This window comes from Niastella koreensis GR20-10 (assembly GCF_000246855.1).
Classification (GTDB): Bacteria; Bacteroidota; Bacteroidia; order Chitinophagales; family Chitinophagaceae; genus Niastella; species Niastella koreensis.
Map to the genome: position 1 here is coordinate 6,568,793 of NC_016609.1, position 20,079 is coordinate 6,588,871.

Annotated in this window: 17 protein-coding genes; 3 read left to right on the forward strand and 14 right to left on the reverse strand. The window is 46.1% G+C overall.

Annotated elements, in window-relative coordinates:
- Positions 1 to 2 precede the first annotated feature (2 nt).
- The 5 genes from NIAKO_RS25960 to NIAKO_RS25980 form a co-directional block, all read right to left on the reverse strand.
- The gene (locus NIAKO_RS25960; protein ID WP_014221431.1) at positions 3 to 707 is read right to left on the reverse strand and encodes an ABC transporter ATP-binding protein; all 705 of its coding nucleotides are present in this window, start codon (positions 705 to 707) and stop codon (positions 3 to 5) included.
- A gap of 123 nt (positions 708 to 830) precedes the next feature.
- The gene (locus NIAKO_RS25965; protein WP_014221432.1) at positions 831 to 2,063 is read right to left on the reverse strand and encodes a nitrous oxide reductase family maturation protein NosD; all 1,233 of its coding nucleotides are present in this window, start codon (positions 2,061 to 2,063) and stop codon (positions 831 to 833) included.
- Positions 2,064 to 2,067: 4 nt separating this feature from the next.
- Entirely contained in the window at positions 2,068 to 3,090 is a 1,023-nt protein-coding gene (locus NIAKO_RS25970; RefSeq protein ID WP_014221433.1) for a nitrous oxide reductase accessory protein NosL, read from the reverse strand.
- 8 nt (positions 3,091 to 3,098) lie between these two features.
- Entirely contained in the window at positions 3,099 to 5,069 is a 1,971-nt protein-coding gene (gene nosZ, locus NIAKO_RS25975) for a Sec-dependent nitrous-oxide reductase (RefSeq protein WP_041347318.1), read from the reverse strand.
- Positions 5,070 to 5,172: 103 nt separating this feature from the next.
- Positions 5,173 to 5,649 carry a c-type cytochrome gene (locus NIAKO_RS25980; RefSeq protein WP_014221435.1) on the reverse strand — a complete coding sequence of 159 codons (477 nt, stop codon included), beginning with the start codon at positions 5,647 to 5,649 and terminating at the stop codon, positions 5,173 to 5,175.
- A 315-nt stretch (positions 5,650 to 5,964) separates the two neighbouring features.
- Here NIAKO_RS25980 and NIAKO_RS25985 point away from each other — a divergent pair, with 315 nt between their 5' ends.
- From NIAKO_RS25985 to NIAKO_RS25995, 3 genes are all read left to right on the forward strand, one after another.
- Positions 5,965 to 6,573: a Crp/Fnr family transcriptional regulator gene (locus tag NIAKO_RS25985; protein ID WP_014221436.1), complete on the forward strand. Its 609-nt coding sequence runs from the start codon at positions 5,965 to 5,967 to the stop codon at positions 6,571 to 6,573.
- A 208-nt stretch (positions 6,574 to 6,781) separates the two neighbouring features.
- Positions 6,782 to 7,291, forward strand: coding sequence for a YciE/YciF ferroxidase family protein (locus tag NIAKO_RS25990; RefSeq protein ID WP_242675471.1), 510 nt, complete (start codon positions 6,782 to 6,784; stop codon positions 7,289 to 7,291).
- A 258-nt stretch (positions 7,292 to 7,549) separates the two neighbouring features.
- The gene (locus NIAKO_RS25995; protein ID WP_014221438.1) at positions 7,550 to 9,025 is read left to right on the forward strand and encodes an MFS transporter; all 1,476 of its coding nucleotides are present in this window, start codon (positions 7,550 to 7,552) and stop codon (positions 9,023 to 9,025) included.
- Positions 9,026 to 9,084: 59 nt separating this feature from the next.
- Here the strand turns inward: NIAKO_RS25995 and NIAKO_RS38740 are convergent, their stop codons facing one another.
- The 9 genes from NIAKO_RS38740 to NIAKO_RS26035 form a co-directional block, all read right to left on the reverse strand.
- On the reverse strand, positions 9,085 to 9,246 hold the full coding sequence (locus NIAKO_RS38740; RefSeq protein ID WP_155966940.1) for a hypothetical protein: 162 nt from the start codon (positions 9,244 to 9,246) through the stop codon (positions 9,085 to 9,087).
- Between the two features lie 283 nt (positions 9,247 to 9,529).
- The gene (locus tag NIAKO_RS26000) at positions 9,530 to 9,805 is read right to left on the reverse strand and encodes a zinc ribbon domain-containing protein (RefSeq protein ID WP_014221439.1); all 276 of its coding nucleotides are present in this window, start codon (positions 9,803 to 9,805) and stop codon (positions 9,530 to 9,532) included.
- Between the two features lie 290 nt (positions 9,806 to 10,095).
- Entirely contained in the window at positions 10,096 to 11,427 is a 1,332-nt protein-coding gene (locus NIAKO_RS26005) for an MFS transporter (protein ID WP_049815610.1), read from the reverse strand.
- A gap of 63 nt (positions 11,428 to 11,490) precedes the next feature.
- Positions 11,491 to 12,147, reverse strand: coding sequence for a bifunctional 4-hydroxy-2-oxoglutarate aldolase/2-dehydro-3-deoxy-phosphogluconate aldolase (locus NIAKO_RS26010; protein ID WP_014221441.1), 657 nt, complete (start codon positions 12,145 to 12,147; stop codon positions 11,491 to 11,493).
- Between the two features lie 69 nt (positions 12,148 to 12,216).
- A complete protein-coding gene (locus NIAKO_RS26015; RefSeq protein ID WP_014221442.1) occupies positions 12,217 to 13,227 on the reverse strand; it encodes a sugar kinase in 1,011 nt (336 codons plus the stop codon).
- Entirely contained in the window at positions 13,227 to 14,627 is a 1,401-nt protein-coding gene (gene uxaC / locus NIAKO_RS26020; protein WP_014221443.1) for a glucuronate isomerase, read from the reverse strand. Before uxaC ends, NIAKO_RS26015 begins: the two co-directional genes overlap by 1 nt.
- Before the next feature lie 128 nt (positions 14,628 to 14,755).
- The gene (locus NIAKO_RS26025; protein ID WP_014221444.1) at positions 14,756 to 16,411 is read right to left on the reverse strand and encodes a UxaA family hydrolase; all 1,656 of its coding nucleotides are present in this window, start codon (positions 16,409 to 16,411) and stop codon (positions 14,756 to 14,758) included.
- A 4-nt stretch (positions 16,412 to 16,415) separates the two neighbouring features.
- Positions 16,416 to 17,927, reverse strand: coding sequence for a tagaturonate reductase (locus tag NIAKO_RS26030; protein WP_014221445.1), 1,512 nt, complete (start codon positions 17,925 to 17,927; stop codon positions 16,416 to 16,418).
- 160 nt (positions 17,928 to 18,087) lie between these two features.
- Positions 18,088 to 20,028, reverse strand: a complete 1,941-nt coding sequence (locus NIAKO_RS26035; protein ID WP_014221446.1) for a glycoside hydrolase family 88 protein — start codon at positions 20,026 to 20,028, stop codon at positions 18,088 to 18,090.
- Between the last annotated feature and the right edge of the window lie 51 nt (positions 20,029 to 20,079).

Here is a 20,079-nt window from a genome sequence, read left to right on the forward strand (position 1 = left end):
TGTTATGATTGCATTACGTGAGCAATAGCGCGTGACAAGGTTTTTTCACCCGTATCCAGTTGTAACTGGCTAAGCGATTTATGAAATTTCAGTTTGCCTTCTTCCATATAGATCACTTCGGTAATAATATCGTCGAGATCGCTTAGAATATGCGAGGTGATCATTATCAGTTTACCCTGCTGTTTTTCCTTCCTGATCTTTTCTTTCAGGATCTCGGTTGATAAAGGATCGAGACCTGCAGTAGGCTCATCGAGGATCAATACATCGGGATTAAACAAAAAGGCCAGGGAGGCGCTTACTTTTTGCCGGGTACCGCCGGAGAGCGTACCCATTCTTTTATGAAGCATGCCATCGAGTTTGAACAAATGAATAAGCTCTTCATCCAACTCCACAGCAGTTTGTTTGCGAATGTCTTTCATCATATCCAGCACCTGCGCAATCGTCATATTTTCGGGATACCGGCCTATCTGCGGCATATAACCAATAGCACTCCGGTATTGCCAGTTGTGGGCAATGTTCTTTTTATCGAAGGTGATAAAACCGCTATCGGGCACCACCATTCCCAGCAGGCATTTAATAAGGGTTGTTTTGCCGGAGCCATTGGGGCCAATGAGCGAAATAGCCTGTCCTTTAATGCAGCTTACGCTCACGTTGTCGAGCGCGGTGAGTTTGGAAAATTTCTTCGTAACGTTTGTAGCTATTATCATAAAAGAAAATGTTACCGGTTACCGGTTGCCAGTTGCCAGGCTTTGAATACCGATCATTCTGCCTGTAATCGGGGTCTCCGATTTTATTGCCCGGTATCCGGGAACTGGTAACCGGCAGCCTTATTATTTAAATGCTTTCATTTTAGGGCGATCGTCTTTGAGGTTCTCGGGAATAAAACCGGGGATCGTTTTTTCTGCTTTATCCAGCAAACCGGTAATAAAACTGCGGAACAACATCATGCTAACCGGGTTACGTTCGGCAATCATGGCATATACACTAACCGGCCGGTAAGGCACGTCCCCTACTCCATCCCTGTTCAGATCGTAGCCCTCGTATTTATCCCAGTAGTTATTATTAAAGGTGTTCAATACCAGTGTACCATTGGTAGCTACATCAAAACTGTTACCGATGAAGTTGTTACCGGTAATGGTATTATCGTTGCAACTGGCCTGGATCTTTAATGCCCAGCCGTTGTTGTCAAAAACGTTCTGGTCAACTCTTATGCGGTTGGTACCCTCCATAAATATTCCGGTGGTGTTGCGTACAAAATGGTTGTGTTGAATATGGCTGTCGGAAATTTCTTTTAACAGAATACCGTAGGCAGCTCCGCCCCAGTTTTCGGCAAAGGTGTTCTGCAACATGGTTACTCCATGTGAAAACATAACAGCCACGCCGGCGCCATTGCCTTTAAAAAGATTGGTTTCATATACATCGTCGTTAGAGAACATAAAATGCAGCCCATAGCGCACATTACCGGTGCTCATATTCTTTCTTATTTGCGAACGGGTAACAAATTCAAAGTAAATGCCATCGCGGTGCCCGCTGATGATATTGTTCAGGATCTGCATACTATCGCATTTCCAGCAGTGGATGCCATTAGCAGAAGTAATTTCATTCACCGCGTTTGAATGCATCACATTGCCTGAGATAATACAGTTAACTGCGTGCTGGCTGTAGATGCCAAAGAAGGTATCGTCGAGTTTATTATTGCGGATAACAACGTTCCGGCTATTTACAATCCGAATGGCGGCTATGTCATTATAGCTTGAATACCCGGAGTGCTGTACCGCAAACCCTTCTATTACCACACCATCACTCTTAATATCGATGATCTCATATTTCTTTTGCCCATCCAGTACCGGGTAGCCAATCCCCTTTATACAAAGGGGTTTATTCACTATAATGGTTGGTTGCCGGTATACCCCTTTTTCAACCATGATCGTATCGCCAGGCCTTGCATTGTCAATGGCCTCCTGTAACCCTTTCAATGGTCCGGCCGGGCGAACGACCCAGGTTTTGGCATTTGCCGTGATCGCCAATACGATCAGGGATACAACCAGATAAACGTTTTTCATATAGTTATTGGATAATGTCATGCCATTGCAAATTGGTTCCGTTTACTTGTTGTTTCGCTTGTTCCCGGCCTGCTTCGTTTACAAATGCTGCGGTATTGCCGCCCATGGGGCTGTGCAGGTCGTTGCTTTGTAACAGGAAGCTTTCGCTGGCCGGGATAAATTTTGCCTGAGCAGCATAATCAAGCAGGAAAATGCCTGCCACATTGGTTTTTTCGGTAGTTCCGGATTTTAAAAACGAGGAAATGCAGTGTACGTCATCAAATTTATACACCTTCCCTTTTTTTGTGATGACCTCACCGCCAAACCGCTGATCGAGGATGGTCATTTTGCAAAAGTCACAGGCATCTTTCCCAAACCGTATGGGTTGGGGACCGGTGCTGCAACTGGTGCAGGCGACCATAACGATAACTGCAGCGGTGGTCAAACTGGTTCTTACATTGGTAAACGATCTGTTGGATTTTCTGCGTAATTCGATCCAGGCAAATAAAGCGAGCAACACGCCCGCGCCTATAAAGATCCACCCACCGGCTCCGGGTACGGAAAAGGCGCCAAAGTTGAGTAATTGTTTATACCCGATCAATGGTGGCTGATAACTCATACCCGGTACCTGTATGGGCGCGGAAGGATCAAGTTGATGGCCATAGTTATATTCCCAGTGATAAAAATCTATCATGGCCACAATGGCGAACAACAGGTAACACCCCACAAAGATCAAAAAGAATCGTTTGCGATTTACAATGGCCACCACTATCCCGAACACCACAAAGGCGCCGATGATATAAGGCAACAATGAAAATTCAAAAAAGTCTTTTTCATGTAATGTGCGCATCCCGATATAATGGTTCAATCCATTTACCACATCTACGTTTCCGCCCAGTCTGTTAGCATAGATCTTCAGGAGCAATCCTTCGGGATATTGCGGAGCCGACAGCTCAATGCGCCAGATGGGCAGGAACAGAATCCCTGTCAGCGATAATGCGCAAATCCATGTTATAATCCTTGATGCAGTAGTTAACCTGTTGTTCATAATATATATTATTTAGTCTCATTGGTTTTGCCCAGGCTAAAACTGATTGGCACATTGTTGCCCGGTGCAGATACACGGATGTAACCACTCATTTCCTGGTGCAAAGCACTACAGAAGTCGGTGCAATAGAAAGGATAAACGCCTGCTTTTTCCGGTACCCATTTCAGGGTTTGGGTTTCGCCGGGCATAATCAGCAGTTCGGCGTTGTTGGCGCCTTTTACTGCAAAGCCGTGCGGAATGTCCCAGTCCTGTTCAAGATTGGTAACGTGGAAGTACACTTCATCGCCCAGCTTCACGCCTTCGATATTATCAGGTGAAAAGTGGCTGCGGATGGCGGTTGCATACACATGTACTTTATTGCCTTCGCGTACCACCTTTGTTTCTTTCTCGCCTTTGGATACATATGGATTGGCATTCTCATCTATCTTGTAGATCCTGGTCGAATTCTTTGAGATGAGATCGGCCGAAACAGCCTGTGCATAGTGCGGCTCGCCAATAGTCGGGAAGTCGAGGATCAGCTGCATTTTATCGCCGCTGATATCAAAGAGCTGCGCACTTTGCGCCAGTTCGGGACCAGTTGGCAGGTAACGGTCTTTGGTGATCTTGTTATAGGCAATTACATATTTCGGATTGGGTTTACGGCTGTCGCCACCAGGTACGCACAGGTGACCAATGGAATAATAAGTAGGCACACGGTCGAGCACTTTCAGGTCTTTGATATTCCATTTTACAATTTCCGACGATACAAAGAAGGAAGTGTACGCATTTCCTTTGCCATCAAACTCGGTGTGCAACGGGCCAAGGCCTGGTTTCTGCACTTCGCCATACAGGGCGGCTTCGTATTTGATAACAGGAATGCCTTCAAACTCGCCATCAAAGGCTTTGTCGGCAATTGCCTTTTGTATTTTGGTGTAAGAGAACACCGGTAATAAGGCGGCCAGTTTACCACTGCCTACAATGTATTCACCGGTTGGGTCAACGTCGCAACCGTGGGGTGATTTAGGACAGGGAATAAAGTAACAGATATCTTTCAACACCGCCGGATCGAGCACGGTTACTTCATTCATGATCTCATTTGTAGCCTGGTGTGTTTTCTCGTCATAGTGGCTGCGGCTGTATTTAGAGGCTTTCTTAACGCCTTTGCCTGCCTTCAGGTACTCTTCTGCTTTTTTCCAGTTAACGGCCAGAATAAAGTCTTTATCGCGTTGGGAAGCGTTTACTTCCAACAGCGTATTGGCCTGTTCTGAATTATAACAGCTAAAGAAGAACCAGCCATGGCTGGGGCCTTTACCGGCATGGCTCAGGTCGAAGTTCACCCCCGGTGTCTGCAGCTGGAAGGCGATGTCCATTTTACCGGTAGTTGGTTCCACACTGATAAAGCTCAGGGAGCCTTTGAAGTTTTGTTTGTAGGAAGCAATAGGTACATCCTGATTATCGCCAGTAGGTACGCTGAACCGGGTACCAGCTACCACATACTCTGTATTCTCGGTTATAAAAGGAGAAGAGTGGTTACCGGCGCTGTTGGGTAATTCAAGAATCTCGGCGGTACGGAAAGTTTTGAGATCGATGCGGGCTACACGGGGGGTATTATTGGCATTGGCAAACACCCATCGACCATCAATTTCTCCATTTGTTTGGGATAGTTCGGTATGGTGCAGATCGTCCCAGGGAACAAAACCATGAGAAGTATTCAGCATGGCTTTGGTATTCTCGCTGTAACCATATCCTTTTTCAGGGTCAACGGAAAAAACGGGGATAACGCGCAGCAGGCGGCCCGAAGGCAATCCATAAACGGATAGTTGCCCACTAAACCCACCGGAAACAAAATTGTAAAACTCATCGTATTTGCCGGGGGGTACGTAGGCTTTAACAGCCGCATCACCGCTTATAGCAGTAGCAGCATTATTCGGTTTGCAAGCGGTTAGCCAGGAACCAGCGGCCAACGATATTAAAAGAAGCGTTTGATTAAGAGGTTTCATATGCATTAATTAGAAGATTATGTCTTAGTTCTTTGTTCTCAGTTCAGAGTTCGACGCAAGCGTGTATTTCATTATCACATTGGCACATTATCGAATTATCACATTATTTCACGCCATCATTTTTACGCATAAATTCATACACATGTCGGGCGTCGTCATCGCTGAGATTTTGATTGGGCATGCGCACCATACACAACTCCAGCATGGCCTGCGCTTTGGGATCTTTCTCGATCATTTCGTCGGTGTTGGTAACGAAGTTTAAGATCCATTCAGGTTTGTGTCTGGAGGTAACACCTTTCCAACCCGGACCTACCAGTTTTTCATCGGTGAGTTTGTGGCAGGAGGAACACTTCACATTGAATACTTTACTCCCTGCATCGGCCATGGCCTTATCAAGGGCAGCACTTACTGTAACATTGGTAAATTTGCCGGTACCTCGTTCGGGGTCGTAGGCGGGCGCCTTTTCTGCAACAGCGGCTTCCGCCGCCGGCTGGTCTGCTGGTGTTGTTTGCTTTGGTGAATTGCCCGAACAGGCGTATACGCCTATTGCAATGCCCAATATCAAGATCATTTTTTTCATACCGATTATTTTAAATTGTATTTCCACACAAGATTACGCAGCAACAAAAGGGAGCGGTATGATTGCAATCACAAACATCGGCGTGAAAACATTATTTAACCGTTAACTGCTTGCCGGGATGACACAGGTCATGTAACTTACCTATCCATAATTCGTGACCAAACCCGCTATGGGACGGGGTTTCAGTCTAAAAAGCCCTGGCAGGGCACAACCGGCTTCTGTGGCCGGCTGATGTAAATCATATATAAGATTGCGTAAGATCATATACCTGGCTGACTATCAGGAATAGATTTGAGACAGCTTAATTAACTTATTATGATAGATATCGACCTCCTGCTCACCTGGGGTGCAACCTACAAGCAAGTGCAACGAGATGAAATTATATTTCATGAAGGCGGGTGCGCCAATTTTTATTACCAGGTAGTAAGCGGCCGGGTGCGCTGGGTAAGTATAAATGAAGAAAGCCGTGAGTTTATTCAGTTAATGGTTGAGAAAGGGGAGAGTTTTGGCGAACTGCCGTTGTTTGATGACCAGCCGTACGCAGCTACGGCCATTGCAGATGAGGACAGTGTGCTCATAAGGCTTCACAAGTCAAATTTTCAACAACTGCTAAAAGACAATCCCGAGATCCATTTCGCTTTCACCAAACTGCTATCTGAACGTATGCGGTTCAAATTCCTCACCATTCGCGAAATGGCTTATTATAATCCCGAACACCGCGTTAGCAGCCTGCTTGGATATTTTAATAATAACAACAAGCATACCTGTCCGAAATGCAAACAGATACGGTTAACCAGGCAACAGATCGCCGATATGACGGGTCTTCGCGTAGAGACGGTCATCAGGGTTATGCGTCATTTGCACAACAAGGGAGCATTACTTATAGAGAAAGGAAAAGTATATTGCAAAACGCTGAACGCTTGAAGCGTAACGCTGTACGCCTGCTCCTGCCTTATCGGTGTTCCGCCTTTATTATAAACGTCCATCATTTGCCCATAGGTATAAGAATTGCACATTTAGAAACGCAAGCACTGTTAAAAGAAAAATTACCCGGCCCGTTTCATTAATTAAATACCTAAATATTTTCTCTATGGCAATGCAAACTAATACAGGAACCCAACAATCTGTAGTTATGTCTGATTCTAAACTGCATCAGTTTTTTATGCAACAGCTACAGGATATATACTGGGCAGAAAAGAAGCTGGTGAAAACCTTGCCCAAAATGTCTGACGCTGCTACTTCAACAAGATTAAAACAAGCATTCAACGATCATCTTGAACAAACCATTAACCATGTAACCCGCCTTGAAAATGTTTTTCGCCTGCTGGGTGAAGAACCAAAAGCGTTGAAGTGCCCGGCCATGGCAGGCATTGTGGATGAAGGCGCCGATATCATCGATGAAACTGATGATGGAAGTGCACAACGCGATGTAGGTTTAATATTTGCAGCACAAAAAGCCGAACACTATGAGATAGCCACTTACGGTGGCTTGGTACAGTTAGCCCGTACTATGGGGCATGATGATTGTGCTGAGTTGCTTGATCAAACACTGGCCGAAGAAAAAGTATGCGATGGCTTACTTACAAAGATCGCAGAGGAAGATGCCAATGTGAAAGCAAGCAGCGAGAAGTTTGACAGTTAAACATTGACCAATCAGTCGTCGGCAATTATAAAAACGCTGAATGCTGAACGCCTAAGGCTTAACGCGCAACCGCAATGCGTTACTCAAGCTTTTCGCGTTCAGCATTCGGCTTTTAGCATTTAGCCTTCTTCGTTAAGGGAATTATAAATAATAGTTTTGCATTATACTAAGTAGCTCCCTGTAATAATATCCACAGATATAATGCGTTTCTTTGTAGTGCGTTATTATTGCATCTAATTGCATCCAAAGAGGCGTGTGATGAAACTTTTACCATCCGATCAATTAACCAACAACCAGGTAAAGTCCGGGTTGCACCTGATTTTAAAAGACGGTCTTGCTACTGAGACCATGAATACGTTAACAGCAGGTACTTTCCTGGTGGCCATAGCCTTATACATGGGCGCCTCCAACGTACAAATTGGGGTGCTGGCTGCTTTACCCACTTTCACCAATATTTTTCAACTGGTTTCTGTCTGGCTGGTACAGCGTTTCAATAACCGGCGCGCGATTACGGTAACCGCCGCCATCTGTGCACGCATCCCTTTATTGGTTATCGGTATCATTCCTTTATTGTTCTCTAATATTGCCAGCGTTTCTGCGCTCATCTTTTTATTATCGTTCCAATGCCTGTTTGCTTCTATTGCCGGCGGCAGCTGGAACTCCTGGATGCGCGATTTGATCCCACAACAAATTCTGGGCAGCTATTTTTCACATCGCAGCCGCCTGATGCAGATCCTGAATGTTACGCTTAGCCTGTGCATTGCCATGGGTGTTGATTATATAAAGGCGCATTACCCAACACACGAGATCACGGCTTATGCCACTATGTTTATTATCAGTGGCATTGCGGGCATGTGGGGTGTGTATGCGCTGGCCCGTACGCCTGAACCGAAATCGAAACCTATCCAGGATAATATAGTAAAACTGTTCGGCAAACCGCTTACAGTACATAATTTCAGAAAGCTGCTGGTATTTAACTCCATCTGGATCTTTGCCTTTAACCTGGTAACGCCCTTCTTTTCGGTGTACATGATGAAGACCCTGGGTTTGCCGCTGGTATATGTTATCAGCTTAAACATAGTTAGCCAGGTAAGCAGCATTACATCTATAAAATTGTGGGGCAGGTGTTCGGACCGCTTCAGCAACAAAACCATCATTCGCATTTGTGCACCGGTTTATATTGGTTGTATCATGTTGTGGTCTGTAGTTGGTGCTATGAGTACCGTTCTACTGTTGCCCCTGCTGGCCATTATGCATATGTTAATGGGCGCTTCCAACGCCGGCATTACACTGGCGCTTCAAAACATTGGATTAAAGCTGGCGCCTGCCGATGAAGGCATTGTGTACCTGGTTACTAAAAATATTGTTACCGCGGTATTTTCGGCCACCGCTCCACTGGCGGGTGGTTTACTGGCCGACTTCTTTACCAGCCATTTTGTGATCCATTTGTTTGGCCGTGGTCAATGGAACCTGTTATTTATGTCGGGCGCCGCCGTTGGCATTCTTTCGCTGAAAATGTTAAAGGCCGTTCAGGAAAATGGCGAGCTCGATAAAAAATTACTGGTTACCGAACTGCAGCATAACTTCAAAAAACAGCTCCGCAACTGGCATCATATGCCGCTCCTGCGCCGCTGGTTTTACCTGCGCACGGCCATTGTGCTGAAAAAAGGATTTTCCTTCCATTTTGACGATCTCATCCAGTTTAAAGGGTGGAAAGAAAACAATAAGCAATAGACAATAAATAGGCAATAGACAATAAGCAAAGGATGTCTTAATAACATCATTCTGCCCTTTTAGAAATCGAAGCCTATCCCCAACAGGGTATTTAATTCAGCCAGTTTGTGTTTTACATGTATTTGCTGACCAACAGATGGTCCGGCCGAAGTTGGCAGGGCGCGAACGTAGGTTATCTCTTTAGCAGGCGTAGAACGGCGGGGGTTGCACTGGAGTTGCACCAGGGTTGCGCTGCACCCCTATAGCCAGTGCAAGTCCAGTGCGACTCCAGTGCAACCACAGTGCAACTCTTAGGCTATATCCAATACCATTTCAGGCTGTTCGCCTGCAAGCGAACGGCTATAACCGTTGGAAAACACTATGACGTCAGAGAACAACAGCTCTGGGGTTCAGAAACTGCACATACGGGCATATTGCCATTCGCTCAGGAACAGCACAAGAAAACTTAATGGGCTAAAGAATTGCTTGAATCAGAGTCCATAAAAGCGCCTTACTGCAGTTATATTATTCAACAGCAAGGGGATGTGATTTCCAGCGCTCCAACTTGTGGATGTTACGGGTATAAAAGCTGGTCAGGAAACCAGGAAAGCCAACTTCTTTTAATTTTCCTTTTACCCGCTCTTTCATGTCATCAACTGTAATGTTGCGCACTGTGAATTTCCCATCCTGAAAACAGTGACTGCAATACATCGTGCTTCTGGTGCCGTCTGCAAAGGTGCCACCAGCATCCCGTTTCATAGGCGTACCGCAGGATTGACAGCATTTGTAGGTTCTTTCCATAACAGTCGATTTATTGGATAATAGAATATTTCTAATTTACAAAATTTAGGCGAACGATGAACAGTAAAAGGCAATTGTTTCTGATTTTTTTGAATATAATAAACGGGTGAGTCATTAATTGCCCCATTTGCGGTGTTTTTACGCATTGTTTTAATGTCTGCTCAATATTCGATGTAAATGCTCTCCATATGATTTAACGGTGTAAATGAGACACATGAGAGTAAAAATAAAAACGGGGAAGTAGCCGTTTTACCGGTTGCTTCCCCACTGGAAATATTATAATGAAATTCTTACAGTTCTACACGTTTCATCTTGGGAACCAGGAAGTGCATGATTACCCAGGCCAGCAGATAAACACTGCTGCATACGGCAAACATGATATAGTAAGCCACCTCAATTTTGCCGATTTCGCGATAATGCACAAACAAATTCTTTTGTACGGCTGCAGTGAACAGAATACCGCCCAATGCACCAAACATACCACCAATACCTGTTACAGAGGCGGTTGTATGCTTGGGGAACATGTCACTCACGGTAGTGAAGATGTTGGCGCTCCATGCCTGGTGGGCTGAAGCAGCAATACCAATCACAACAACTGCCAGCCACATATTTACATTACCGGCCAGCTGTGCAAAGAAAATAGGAATTACAAAGAATGCATAGATCAGCATGGAAGTTTTGCGGGCCTTAAATGGCGCCCAGTTGTTGTTGATCAACTTCATTGGCAACCAGCCACCACCCACGCTTCCAATGGTTGAAATAGTATAAACAAGCGCAACAGGCAATGAAAGCTCGGTGCCTTTCAATCCATATTGGCTGGTCAGAAAATCGGGTAACCAGAATAGATAGAACCACCAGATAGGATCGGTAAGCAGTTTACCAATGGCGAATGCCCAGGTTTGCGGGAACGTGAGTAATTTAAACCAGGATACACTGGGTCTTACCTGATCCAGTGCCGGTGTTTCGTCTTTATCGCTATGGATATAATCAAATTCGGCCTGTGTACATCTCTTTTGCTTCTTGGGAATTTCATAAAACATGAACCACAGGATCAACCAGATAAAACCCAGGGCGCCGGTAATAACAAAGGCCGCTTTCCAGCCCCATGTTGCAGCAATGAATGGCACCGACGCCGGCGCCAGAATAGCGCCGATATTAGCGCCTGAATTGAAGATTCCGGTGGCCAGTGCACGCTCCTTTTTAGGAAACCATTCAGCCACGGTTTTAATGGCGGCAGGAAAGTTACCTGCTTCAAAGATACCCAGGAAAGAACGGGCAACGCCAAAACCAAACACGGTATTCACCGCTGCATGGCCTATAGCAGCGGCACTCCATAAAGAAGTGGCTACTGCATAACCAATTTTGGTTCCCAGTTTATCAACAACTCGTCCGGCAATCAGCAAACCAACTGCATAGGCTACTTTAAAAGCAATCTCCACATTGGCATAATCGCCATCATCCCAGCCCAGTTTTGTATGGAAAGTATCTTTCAATAAACTGATTACAGACCGGTCGAGGTAGTTAATCGTGGTGGCAAAAAATACCAGACCACAGATCGTCCAGCGGTATTTTCCAATGGATTCCTGGATGCCAGGTCCTTTTTCTTTCGCTATAGCTTGCATGTCAGGTCCTTTTAGGATAGAAAGACGTGCCACATCCATGGGACGTGGCACGTGGTTTCAATTTTATTTGATGTTGTTTAGTATCGCCAGAACTTCCTTCGTCTGCTGCGTGAGCTTATCGTATTCTTTATTCTGAAGGACCGCTTTAGTGATGAGCTTGCTGCCCATTCCTACAGCCACTACCCCATTATCGAACCATTCCTTTATGTTTTTCTCCGTGGTATCAACACCACCGGTAGGCATAAACATAATATTAGGGAATAACTCTTTAATAGCTGAAATATAAGAAGGTCCTACCACACTGCCCGGGAAGATCTTCACCATTTTGGCGCCGCTCATTTCAGCGGTAAAAATCTCAGTAGGGGTTAAACATCCGGGGATCCATAATAAACCGGCATCCTGCACCACTTTGGCTACCGGCGGAAAAACTACAGGACTGATAATAAAATCGGCGCCGGCATTAATGAATAATTCAGCATCAGCTACTGTCTTTACCGTTCCAATGCCCAACAGCATGCCGGGCATGCTTTCGTTCACCACCTTGCGCATCTCTTTAAAGTTGGCAATGGCTTCTGCTCCGCGGTTGGTATACTCAACGGCTTTAATGCCCGCTGCATACAACGCTTTCAACACATCAATGCTAACTTCCTTATCCTTGTTAAAGTACAGGGGCAACATTTTCTGTTGCGTGATCTGACTTATTATATCCTGTTGATTCATCTGTTCTTATTATTTTTTTCATTGCCAGATGGAACTTACCATCCCGATGCTATCGGGATGGACGTTTCATCATGCTTTTTTAATAGTGGCGGCGATTTCTTCTACCGATTTATTGGTAGCGTCGCCTTTAATGAACAATTTCTGAAATGCGGCGGCTGTTGCAAACTCTACAATATCCTGTGCCGGTTGTTCTTTGTAAAAACCATAGATCAACCCGGCCATATAACAATCACCGCTACCTACTTTATCAACTACGGTTTCAGTGGTGTACACCGATGAAACATGCAATTGCGATTTGGTATATAAAGTGGTATAATATAAAATGCCATTATGATCGAATCGGAAGGTATTGGCCACGGCTTTGCAGCGTGGGTATTGCTTTATGATCTGTTGGGATGTTGCCAGCGCCTGTTCCAGGTACATTTCTTTTGTATCGGTGGTAACCAGGTTGGGGTGAACAGGGATCTGCAGCATTTTTTCGGCAGCCCATACATTACCCATGATCAAATCGCAGTAAGGGGCCAGCCGCATCATTACTTCATGCACCGGTACCCCGTATTGCCATAATTTGGCGCGGTAGTTCAGATCTATTGAAACGGTAATGCCTTTTTTATTACATACCTGCATTACTTCTTCGCATACATCTGCTGCATCGGCATTTAATGCCGGGCAGATGGCACTTACATGGAACCAGCTTACTCCTTCGAGTATTGCGTCCCAATTGATCGTGCCTTTTTGCAAACGTGCAAAAGAAGAATCGGCACGGTCGTAAATAACGCCGGCATTTTTTACATCCAACCCCTGCGGCAGGTAGTAGATACCGATGCGCTGTCCACCAAACTGAATGGCCGAGGTATCGATCTTACTTTGCTGCAGGTTCTTTACTATCTGTTGTGATAAATAATTATCGGGTAAACCGGTCATGTATTTCACCGGTATATTCCAAAGGGCCAGGGCACGGGCTACATTCAATTCAGCACCACCTACGTGTATGGGCATCGCTGCGTTTGCCAACCATTGACCTTCGGTATCTGGCGATAATCTCAACAATAATTCGCCAAAGCTTAACACGTTGCCCATTACCAGTTAAAGTAGTTTTTAGCGTTGTTAAAACAAATGTCCTGGATCACTTTACCTATCCAATCGATGTCGGCAGGTAATTCGCCATTCTCTACATCATCGCCAAACATGTTACATAGCAGGCGGCGGAAGTATTCGTGACGGGGGAATGATAAGAAACTTCTTGAATCGGTTAACATTCCTATAAACTTGCTCAGCAGTCCCATGTTGGAAAGGGCATTGATCTGTTTGGTCATGCCATCTTTCTGATCGAGGAACCACCAGCCCGAACCGAACTGGATCTTTCCGGCCACACTGCCATCGTTGAAGTTACCGATCATGGTAGCCATCAACTCATTGTCGGCAGGGTTCAGGTTGTACAGAATGGTTTTTGCCAGCTGATTGTCGGTATCGAGTTTGTTCAGGAATTTAGACAACTGGCGGGCCTGTGAAAAGTCGCCAATTGAATCCCAGCCGGTATCGGCGCCGAGTTGTTTCAGCATGCGGCTGTTGTTGTTACGCAGCGCACCCAGATGGTATTGTTGCGTCCAGCCTTTTTCCCAATCCCAGCGGGAAAATTCAACCAGCATGGCTGATTTGATTTTCAGGTTCTCTTCAGGCGACAACTCTTTACCGCTTCTTATTTTATCGAATGCGTTCTTAATTTCTGTTTCGGTATAATCTTCGGCATAGATCTGCTCCAAACCATGGTCGCTCACTGAACAACCCATGGTTGCGAAGAAGTCGTGCGTTTTTTTCAATGCCTTCAGGTAATCGGCATAGCTTCCAACTGAGGTATCGGAAGCTTTTTCTACTTTACCCACGTAGGCGTTAAAGTTAGCGGCATCATCCACATTCATGGCCTTATCGGGACGGAATGCGGGCAACACTTTTACTTCAAAGCCATCGGCTTTTATTTTTTTATGATACTCCAGGTTATCAATGGGATCGTCGGTTGTACAAACCACCTTTACATTCATCTTCTTCAACAACCCGCGTACGGAGAATTCCTTTGTTTGCAGTTTGGCAGTACACTCGTCGTACACCTTTTTAGCGGTTCTGGAGTCGAGGATGTCGTTCACACCAAAGTAGCGTTGCAGTTCCAGGTGCGTCCAGTGGTATAATGGGTTGCGTAAAGTATAAGGAACGGTAGCGGCCCATTTTTCAAACTTCTCGTAATCGCTTTTGCCACCAGTGATATAGTCTTCATTAATTCCGGCAGTACGCATAGCGCGCCATTTATAGTGGTCGCCATACAGCCATACCTGGGTTAAATTCTGAAACTGGGTATCATTGGCAATCTGGTCGGGGGGCAAATGGCAATGGTAATCTATAATGGGCATTTGCTTCGCAAACTCATGATACAGTTTCTGCGCAGTGGGTGTTTGCAATAAAAAGTGCTCGTCAACAAACTTTTTCATTGGTGAAAAGGTGAGTGGTGAGTTGTCAGTGGTGAGTAGGCTCACGCCCTTACAGCTCTCCAACAATTTTTAAAGGTTATACAAAGACATGGCATCCCGATAAATCGGGATGCCATGTCTGCTTATTTTTATAAAGACACGCCTCTCTTCCAGGGGATGAAATCATCCTGACCATGCCTTACCGCACTGATTTCCAGTTCACCGCTGGCTACTTTTATCACATAATCCAGTATACGCTCGCCGGCCTGCTCAATGGTTTCTTCACCTTCAATGATGGTTCCGGTGTTTATATCGATGATATCGCGCATTTTGTTATATAAAATGGTATTGCTCGATAATTTAACTACTGGTGCAATGGGGTTACCTGTAGGGGTTCCCAAACCGGTAGTGAACAATACGATGTTTGCACCGCTGGCTACTTCGGCTGTGGTTGATTCCACATCGTTACCGGGGGTGCACAGCAGGTTCAAACCTGGTTTGCTTACTTTCTCCGGATAATCCAGTACATCGGTTACCGGTGAGGTACCTCCTTTTTTAGCAGCACCGGCCGATTTGATGGCATCGGTGATCAATCCGTCTTTGATGTTACCGGGCGAAGGGTTCATATCGAAACCACTGCCCACGGCTACTGCCCTGGCGTTGTACGTCTTCATCAGACTGGAGAATCTTTTAGCGATGTCAACCTGTACGCAACGATCGCTTAACCCCTGTTCTACACCGCACAGTTCAGGGAACTCAGACAGAATTACTGAACCGCCCAGGCCTACCAGCAGATCGGAGGTATAACCGATAGCGGGGTTGGCAGAGATACCGGAGAAACCATCACTGCCACCGCATTCCAACCCGATCGTGAGCTTGCTCAAAGGCGCTGCTTCGCGTTTGGTTTGGTTGGCAAGAATGAGTCCTGCGAATGTATGTTTGATAGCTGCAGCCAGCAGATCAGATTCCAGACCGATCTTCTGTTGCTCCAGGATATATAAGGGTTTGCTGAAGTTAGCATCCCGTTTTTTGATCTCTTCTTCCAGGATAGACACCTGTGCATTCTGGCAACCCAGGCTCAGCACGGTAGCGCCGGCGCAGTTGGGATGCGTAATGTAACCAGCCAGCAAACCGCACAAGGCCTGTGCGTCCTGACGGGTGCCGCCACAACCACCTTCGTGGTTCAGGAACTTGATGCCATCTACGTTGGGGAATAAACGCTGTGCGTTGTCTTCGCCGGCGCTTGTACGAATGTCGGCGTTCAGAATGTCTTCAACGCTTTTACCGGTCTTGTACAGCTCTATAAGCTGTTGAGCCTGGTATTTGTATTTTTTGTTACGGCCATACCCCAGGTCGCGTACCAGTGATTCCTGCAATACGTCCAGGTTACGGTTCTCACAAAATACCATGGGAATCACCAGCCAGTAGTTGGCGGTTCCTACCTCACCGTTAGGGCGATGATAGCCCATAAAGGTGCGGCCGGCAAATTTGGATACATCTGGTTTCTTCCAGTCTGTATTGCGCCGGGCGCTTATTTCAAAGTCGTTTGCTGCATGTTTTACGTTGCCGGTTGAAATGAGGCCGCCTTTTTTAATGGGGCTCTGGGCCTTTCCAACCAGTACGCCATACATGATGATGGAGTCGCCTGCCTGCAGATCGGTAGCTACGAACTTATGTTTGGCCGCAATATCATCCGTGAGTGTATATTCCTGCCCATCTAACGATACTGTTTCCCCTTTTGATAAGTTGGTAAGTGCTACTACCACGTTATCATCTGCATTAACTTTTAAGACCTTTTGCTTCATATTTTTATGCCAATACTTTTTGGGTCTGATGTTGAATTGTTTTAGCTACCCCGTTTTCCAGTAATGCGGCCATGTTGTCTTTTACCGCCTGGGCAAAGCCAGGGATGGCGCTCAGATCGGCTCCCCACAGCGAGGTATCGGCCAGCACTTCGTCGGCCAGCTGGGCTGGTTTCAGTTTGCTCCATTTTTCAAAGAAATAAGGGGCAAAATCGTCCTGGATGTGATACTCTTTTCCCTGCCATTCGCCGTAAAATTTGTCCTGCTTTTTGGCAACGGGCTTCAAAAATAACAGATAAGCGGCAAATCCGAGAGCAATATTCTCAGGGACTGCTTTTACCCGTTCTGCATATTTCTGGATCACGGGCACATTACGCATCTTCATTTTTGACGTGTATTGCATGGTAATGTTGATCCAGTGGTGTTCGATGTTCGGGTTGGCGAAACGATCGAGTACTTTACTGCCAAACGTTTGGGAAACGCCCTGTTCTACATCATAAGGAATACCGGTAGCTATTTCATTTAACATCAAACGGCTGATAAATGTTTGCATAGCGGCATCGTCCATGGCCTGTTTCACCGTACCAAAACCAGCCAGGTAAGCCAGTCCGCACGACAAAGTATGCGTACCGTTCAGCATGCGTAATTTCAGTTCTCTGAACAGGTTGATATCGGGGGCAATCACCACGCCTTCGTCAACGGAGGCAAAGGTGAGTACTGATTTTATGTGCTCACCGCCTTCGATGGCCCACAGGCGGTATACTTCGCTCATGGTGAGCAGTTCGTCTTTATAACCAAAGGTTTTTTCCAGCTTCTCGCGGATGGCGCTATCGGGTTTACCGGGTACAATGCGGTCAACGAGGGAGCTGCAGAAATAGTTGCAGTTCTCGAGCCACTGAATGAAGGTATCATCCAGGCCGTTCAGGTGAGCCAGTTCCAGTACAATGGATTCCAGTTTTTTTCCATTATCGAGGATCAGCTCGGTAGGAACGATCACCATACCACTGTCGCGGCTGCCATCAAACGCCTTATAGCGCTCTAACAGGAAAGCCAGCAGTTTACCGGGGAAGCTAACGGGGGGCAGGCGATGGATATCGTCCTGTACCAGCTGGATGCCTACCTCGGTAGTATTGGAAATAATGATCTGCATATTGGGATTGTGGGCGCATTGCAGAATTTCGCTCCACTCGTCTTTTGCGCTCAGCACGCGGCTAATAGAAGAGTTGATGATGTTCTCTTCCACTGTTTTACCGCCATCCAAACCACGTACGCATAAAGTGTATAATCCGTCCTGTTTATCAAATGCAGAAGAATCGCTATCCGTTGATTTCACCACTACCACCCGGCCATTGAAAACGCCCTGGCGGTTGGCTTTGTCAATGAAATAATCCGGTAACCCGCGTAACAATACGCCGGTACCAAACTGCAATACTTTTTCAGGAAGATCAAAAACTGAATCTGCAGGGGCTTCTATATCCTGCGCACTGATATTTTTCAGGTTGTACCTCGAAAGGATCATACTCTACGCTTTAATTTTTATAATTCTTTATTTGTAATACGTGACTGCTATAAGACCATCCCATAAAAATGCAGCAAATTCCTGTAAATTCTGTCCTGCACTTACCTACCTACCGCCTGCCATGGTCCGTTTAGTATGATGACAACCAGGCGGTAATGTATTACTTCTTTACGCCCTGCTGCAATAGCCATTTAGCTAATTCATAAGCTGCGTTAGCATTTTCATATTCCAGCGGTATTTTACGGCCATCGGTGTACTCATTGTACAGCCAGGGATCGCCTACGGCAAACACGGCTCCCTTGCCTAATCTGGCTGTGGCCATAATGATATCGTTGTCTGCCTTCACCAATGGTTTGGCGGGGGCTTTTGTTTCAATGATGCTGATCTCCTTCAGGTAAACCTTTTTGGTTTGTTTGAACACCTCGTTGCCGGCAGCAATACGTACCGCACCGGTTTCGTACTGGTTGCCCTGTACAAAGTTGCGGCCCCGGAAGCTGAAGTTGATGCCGAATGCATTGGCCAGTTTATTGAAATGTTCCAGGTCGCAATTGACGCTGTCGTTGGCCATTAACACCAGCACGCCGCCCTTTTGCACCCAGGCTGTCAATGCCTTTACATGCTCTTCGTTTACATAATTGGGGTTCTTGTTATCATGTAAGTTATCCGGATCGCAAATGATGTACACATCGGTTTTGGCCAGGTTTTCGGCAGTTGGTGCGGCTTCCAGTGTACTGAGTTTGGCGCCATAGCTGCTGAAGATATCGCCCAGTAAGCTGAAACCGTTGTTGCTCATTTCGTTCCAGGTATAGTGGGTGGGATATTTAAACCCGTTCAGTTCTTTTTTGTCTTCATGGTTGAAGTAATAATCTACTGTAACCGTTTTGCCTTTACCTACCAGGTCGGCAGGCATGTTTTCCATTTCTGCACCGGCCAGCAAATACGCGCCAATTCCTTTCCAGTCGTTAACGATCACCGGTTCGCCCATATAGTATTCAAAGCTGCCATCGCGGTAAGGGTTGCCACCCAGGCCAGATACTTTTACTGTTCCTTTTAATTCAACTTCACCGTTTGCGTTCTTATCAACAAAGGCTTTCAAAATACCATCGTAGCCTTTTTTGGCGTTTGCCCAATAGGTAACGGGCAGGTAGCCTTTGCGAATGCCTTTGGCGATGGTGTACACCAGCATGCTCGACGCTGACGCTTCTACATAGTTCTTAGGTGTGGTTGGCATATCCACTATATCGTACCACAGGCCGGTTTTGGCGTCCTGTACTTTGGTAACGGCTTTTGTAAAACGGTTCAAAATGTTTATGAGGGTATCGCGGCCGGGATGATTTTCAGGAAAATAATCCAGCGCATCTACCAGCGCCATTCCGTACCAGCCCAATGCGCGGCCCCAGAAATGCGGAGAGGTACCGGTTTGTTTGTTGGCCCATTTTTGTTCTTTCGATTCGTCCCAGCCATGGTACAACAACCCGGTTTTGGGGTCGCGGGTATGCCGCTCAATAGCTGCAAACTGGCGGGTGATATCATTGAAAGCGGTATCTTCTCCAAACAGCATGGCGTACTCGGCGTAAAAGGGTTGCCCCATGTACAAACCATCGAGCCATACCTGCCAGGGATAAACTTTTTTATGCCAGAAGCTGCCTTCTTTTGTGCGGGGATGATTTTGCAACTGGCTGCGTAACAGATCGGCGGCTTTTTTATACTTCACCTTCTCTGTGGCGCGGTATAAAGTAAGCAGCAGTTTGCCATCGTTTACGTTGTCGATATTAAATTCATGGGGATCGTAGCCTCTGATGGTGCCATCTTCATTCACCCATGCATCCATGCTTTTTTGAATGTATTTGTAATACTCGGCGTTGCCGGTAGCTCTCCACAAGGCTTCCATTCCTTTTAACACCACGCCCATATCATAGCTCCAGTGGGCAGGCTTTTTAGCCAGGGAATCGTTCCACCAGCCCATTACCGAAGCCGCCATTCCCTGTGACCAGTTCTGTTTACCTGTAGTTGTTACTCCCGACACAGAGGTTCCCTGTTGCGCGGAAGCAGTTAAAGTGACCGAAGTACCTATGACAATCAATGCGTGTGAAATCTTCATGATGGTATTTTTTGTTCCAGTTCCAAGTTGCAAGTTCCAGGTTGCAGGTTG

Bases quoted from the DNA above. Each gene is read 5' to 3' on its own strand.
- NIAKO_RS25985 (WP_014221436.1), top strand. From the start codon at position 5,965: ATGATAGATATCGACCTCCTGCTCACCTGGGGTGCAACCTACAAGCAA.
- NIAKO_RS26025 (WP_014221444.1), bottom strand. From the start codon at position 16,411: ATGAAGCAAAAGGTCTTAAAAGTTAATGCAGATGATAACGTGGTAGTA.
- NIAKO_RS25965 (WP_014221432.1), bottom strand. From the start codon at position 2,063: ATGAAAAACGTTTATCTGGTTGTATCCCTGATCGTATTGGCGATCACG.
- NIAKO_RS26035 (WP_014221446.1), bottom strand. From the start codon at position 20,028: ATGAAGATTTCACACGCATTGATTGTCATAGGTACTTCGGTCACTTTA.
- NIAKO_RS25980 (WP_014221435.1), bottom strand. From the start codon at position 5,649: ATGAAAAAAATGATCTTGATATTGGGCATTGCAATAGGCGTATACGCC.
- nosZ (WP_041347318.1), bottom strand. From the start codon at position 5,069: ATGAAACCTCTTAATCAAACGCTTCTTTTAATATCGTTGGCCGCTGGT.
- NIAKO_RS25990 (WP_242675471.1), top strand. From the start codon at position 6,782: ATGTCTGATTCTAAACTGCATCAGTTTTTTATGCAACAGCTACAGGAT.
- NIAKO_RS25995 (WP_014221438.1), top strand. From the start codon at position 7,550: ATGAAACTTTTACCATCCGATCAATTAACCAACAACCAGGTAAAGTCC.
- NIAKO_RS25960 (WP_014221431.1), bottom strand. From the start codon at position 707: ATGATAATAGCTACAAACGTTACGAAGAAATTTTCCAAACTCACCGCG.
- uxaC (WP_014221443.1), bottom strand. From the start codon at position 14,627: ATGAAAAAGTTTGTTGACGAGCACTTTTTATTGCAAACACCCACTGCG.
- NIAKO_RS26010 (WP_014221441.1), bottom strand. From the start codon at position 12,147: ATGAATCAACAGGATATAATAAGTCAGATCACGCAACAGAAAATGTTG.
- NIAKO_RS25970 (WP_014221433.1), bottom strand. From the start codon at position 3,090: ATGAACAACAGGTTAACTACTGCATCAAGGATTATAACATGGATTTGC.
- NIAKO_RS26000 (WP_014221439.1), bottom strand. From the start codon at position 9,805: ATGGAAAGAACCTACAAATGCTGTCAATCCTGCGGTACGCCTATGAAA.
- NIAKO_RS26030 (WP_014221445.1), bottom strand. From the start codon at position 17,927: ATGATCCTTTCGAGGTACAACCTGAAAAATATCAGTGCGCAGGATATA.
- NIAKO_RS26005 (WP_049815610.1), bottom strand. From the start codon at position 11,427: ATGCAAGCTATAGCGAAAGAAAAAGGACCTGGCATCCAGGAATCCATT.
- NIAKO_RS26015 (WP_014221442.1), bottom strand. From the start codon at position 13,227: ATGGGCAACGTGTTAAGCTTTGGCGAATTATTGTTGAGATTATCGCCA.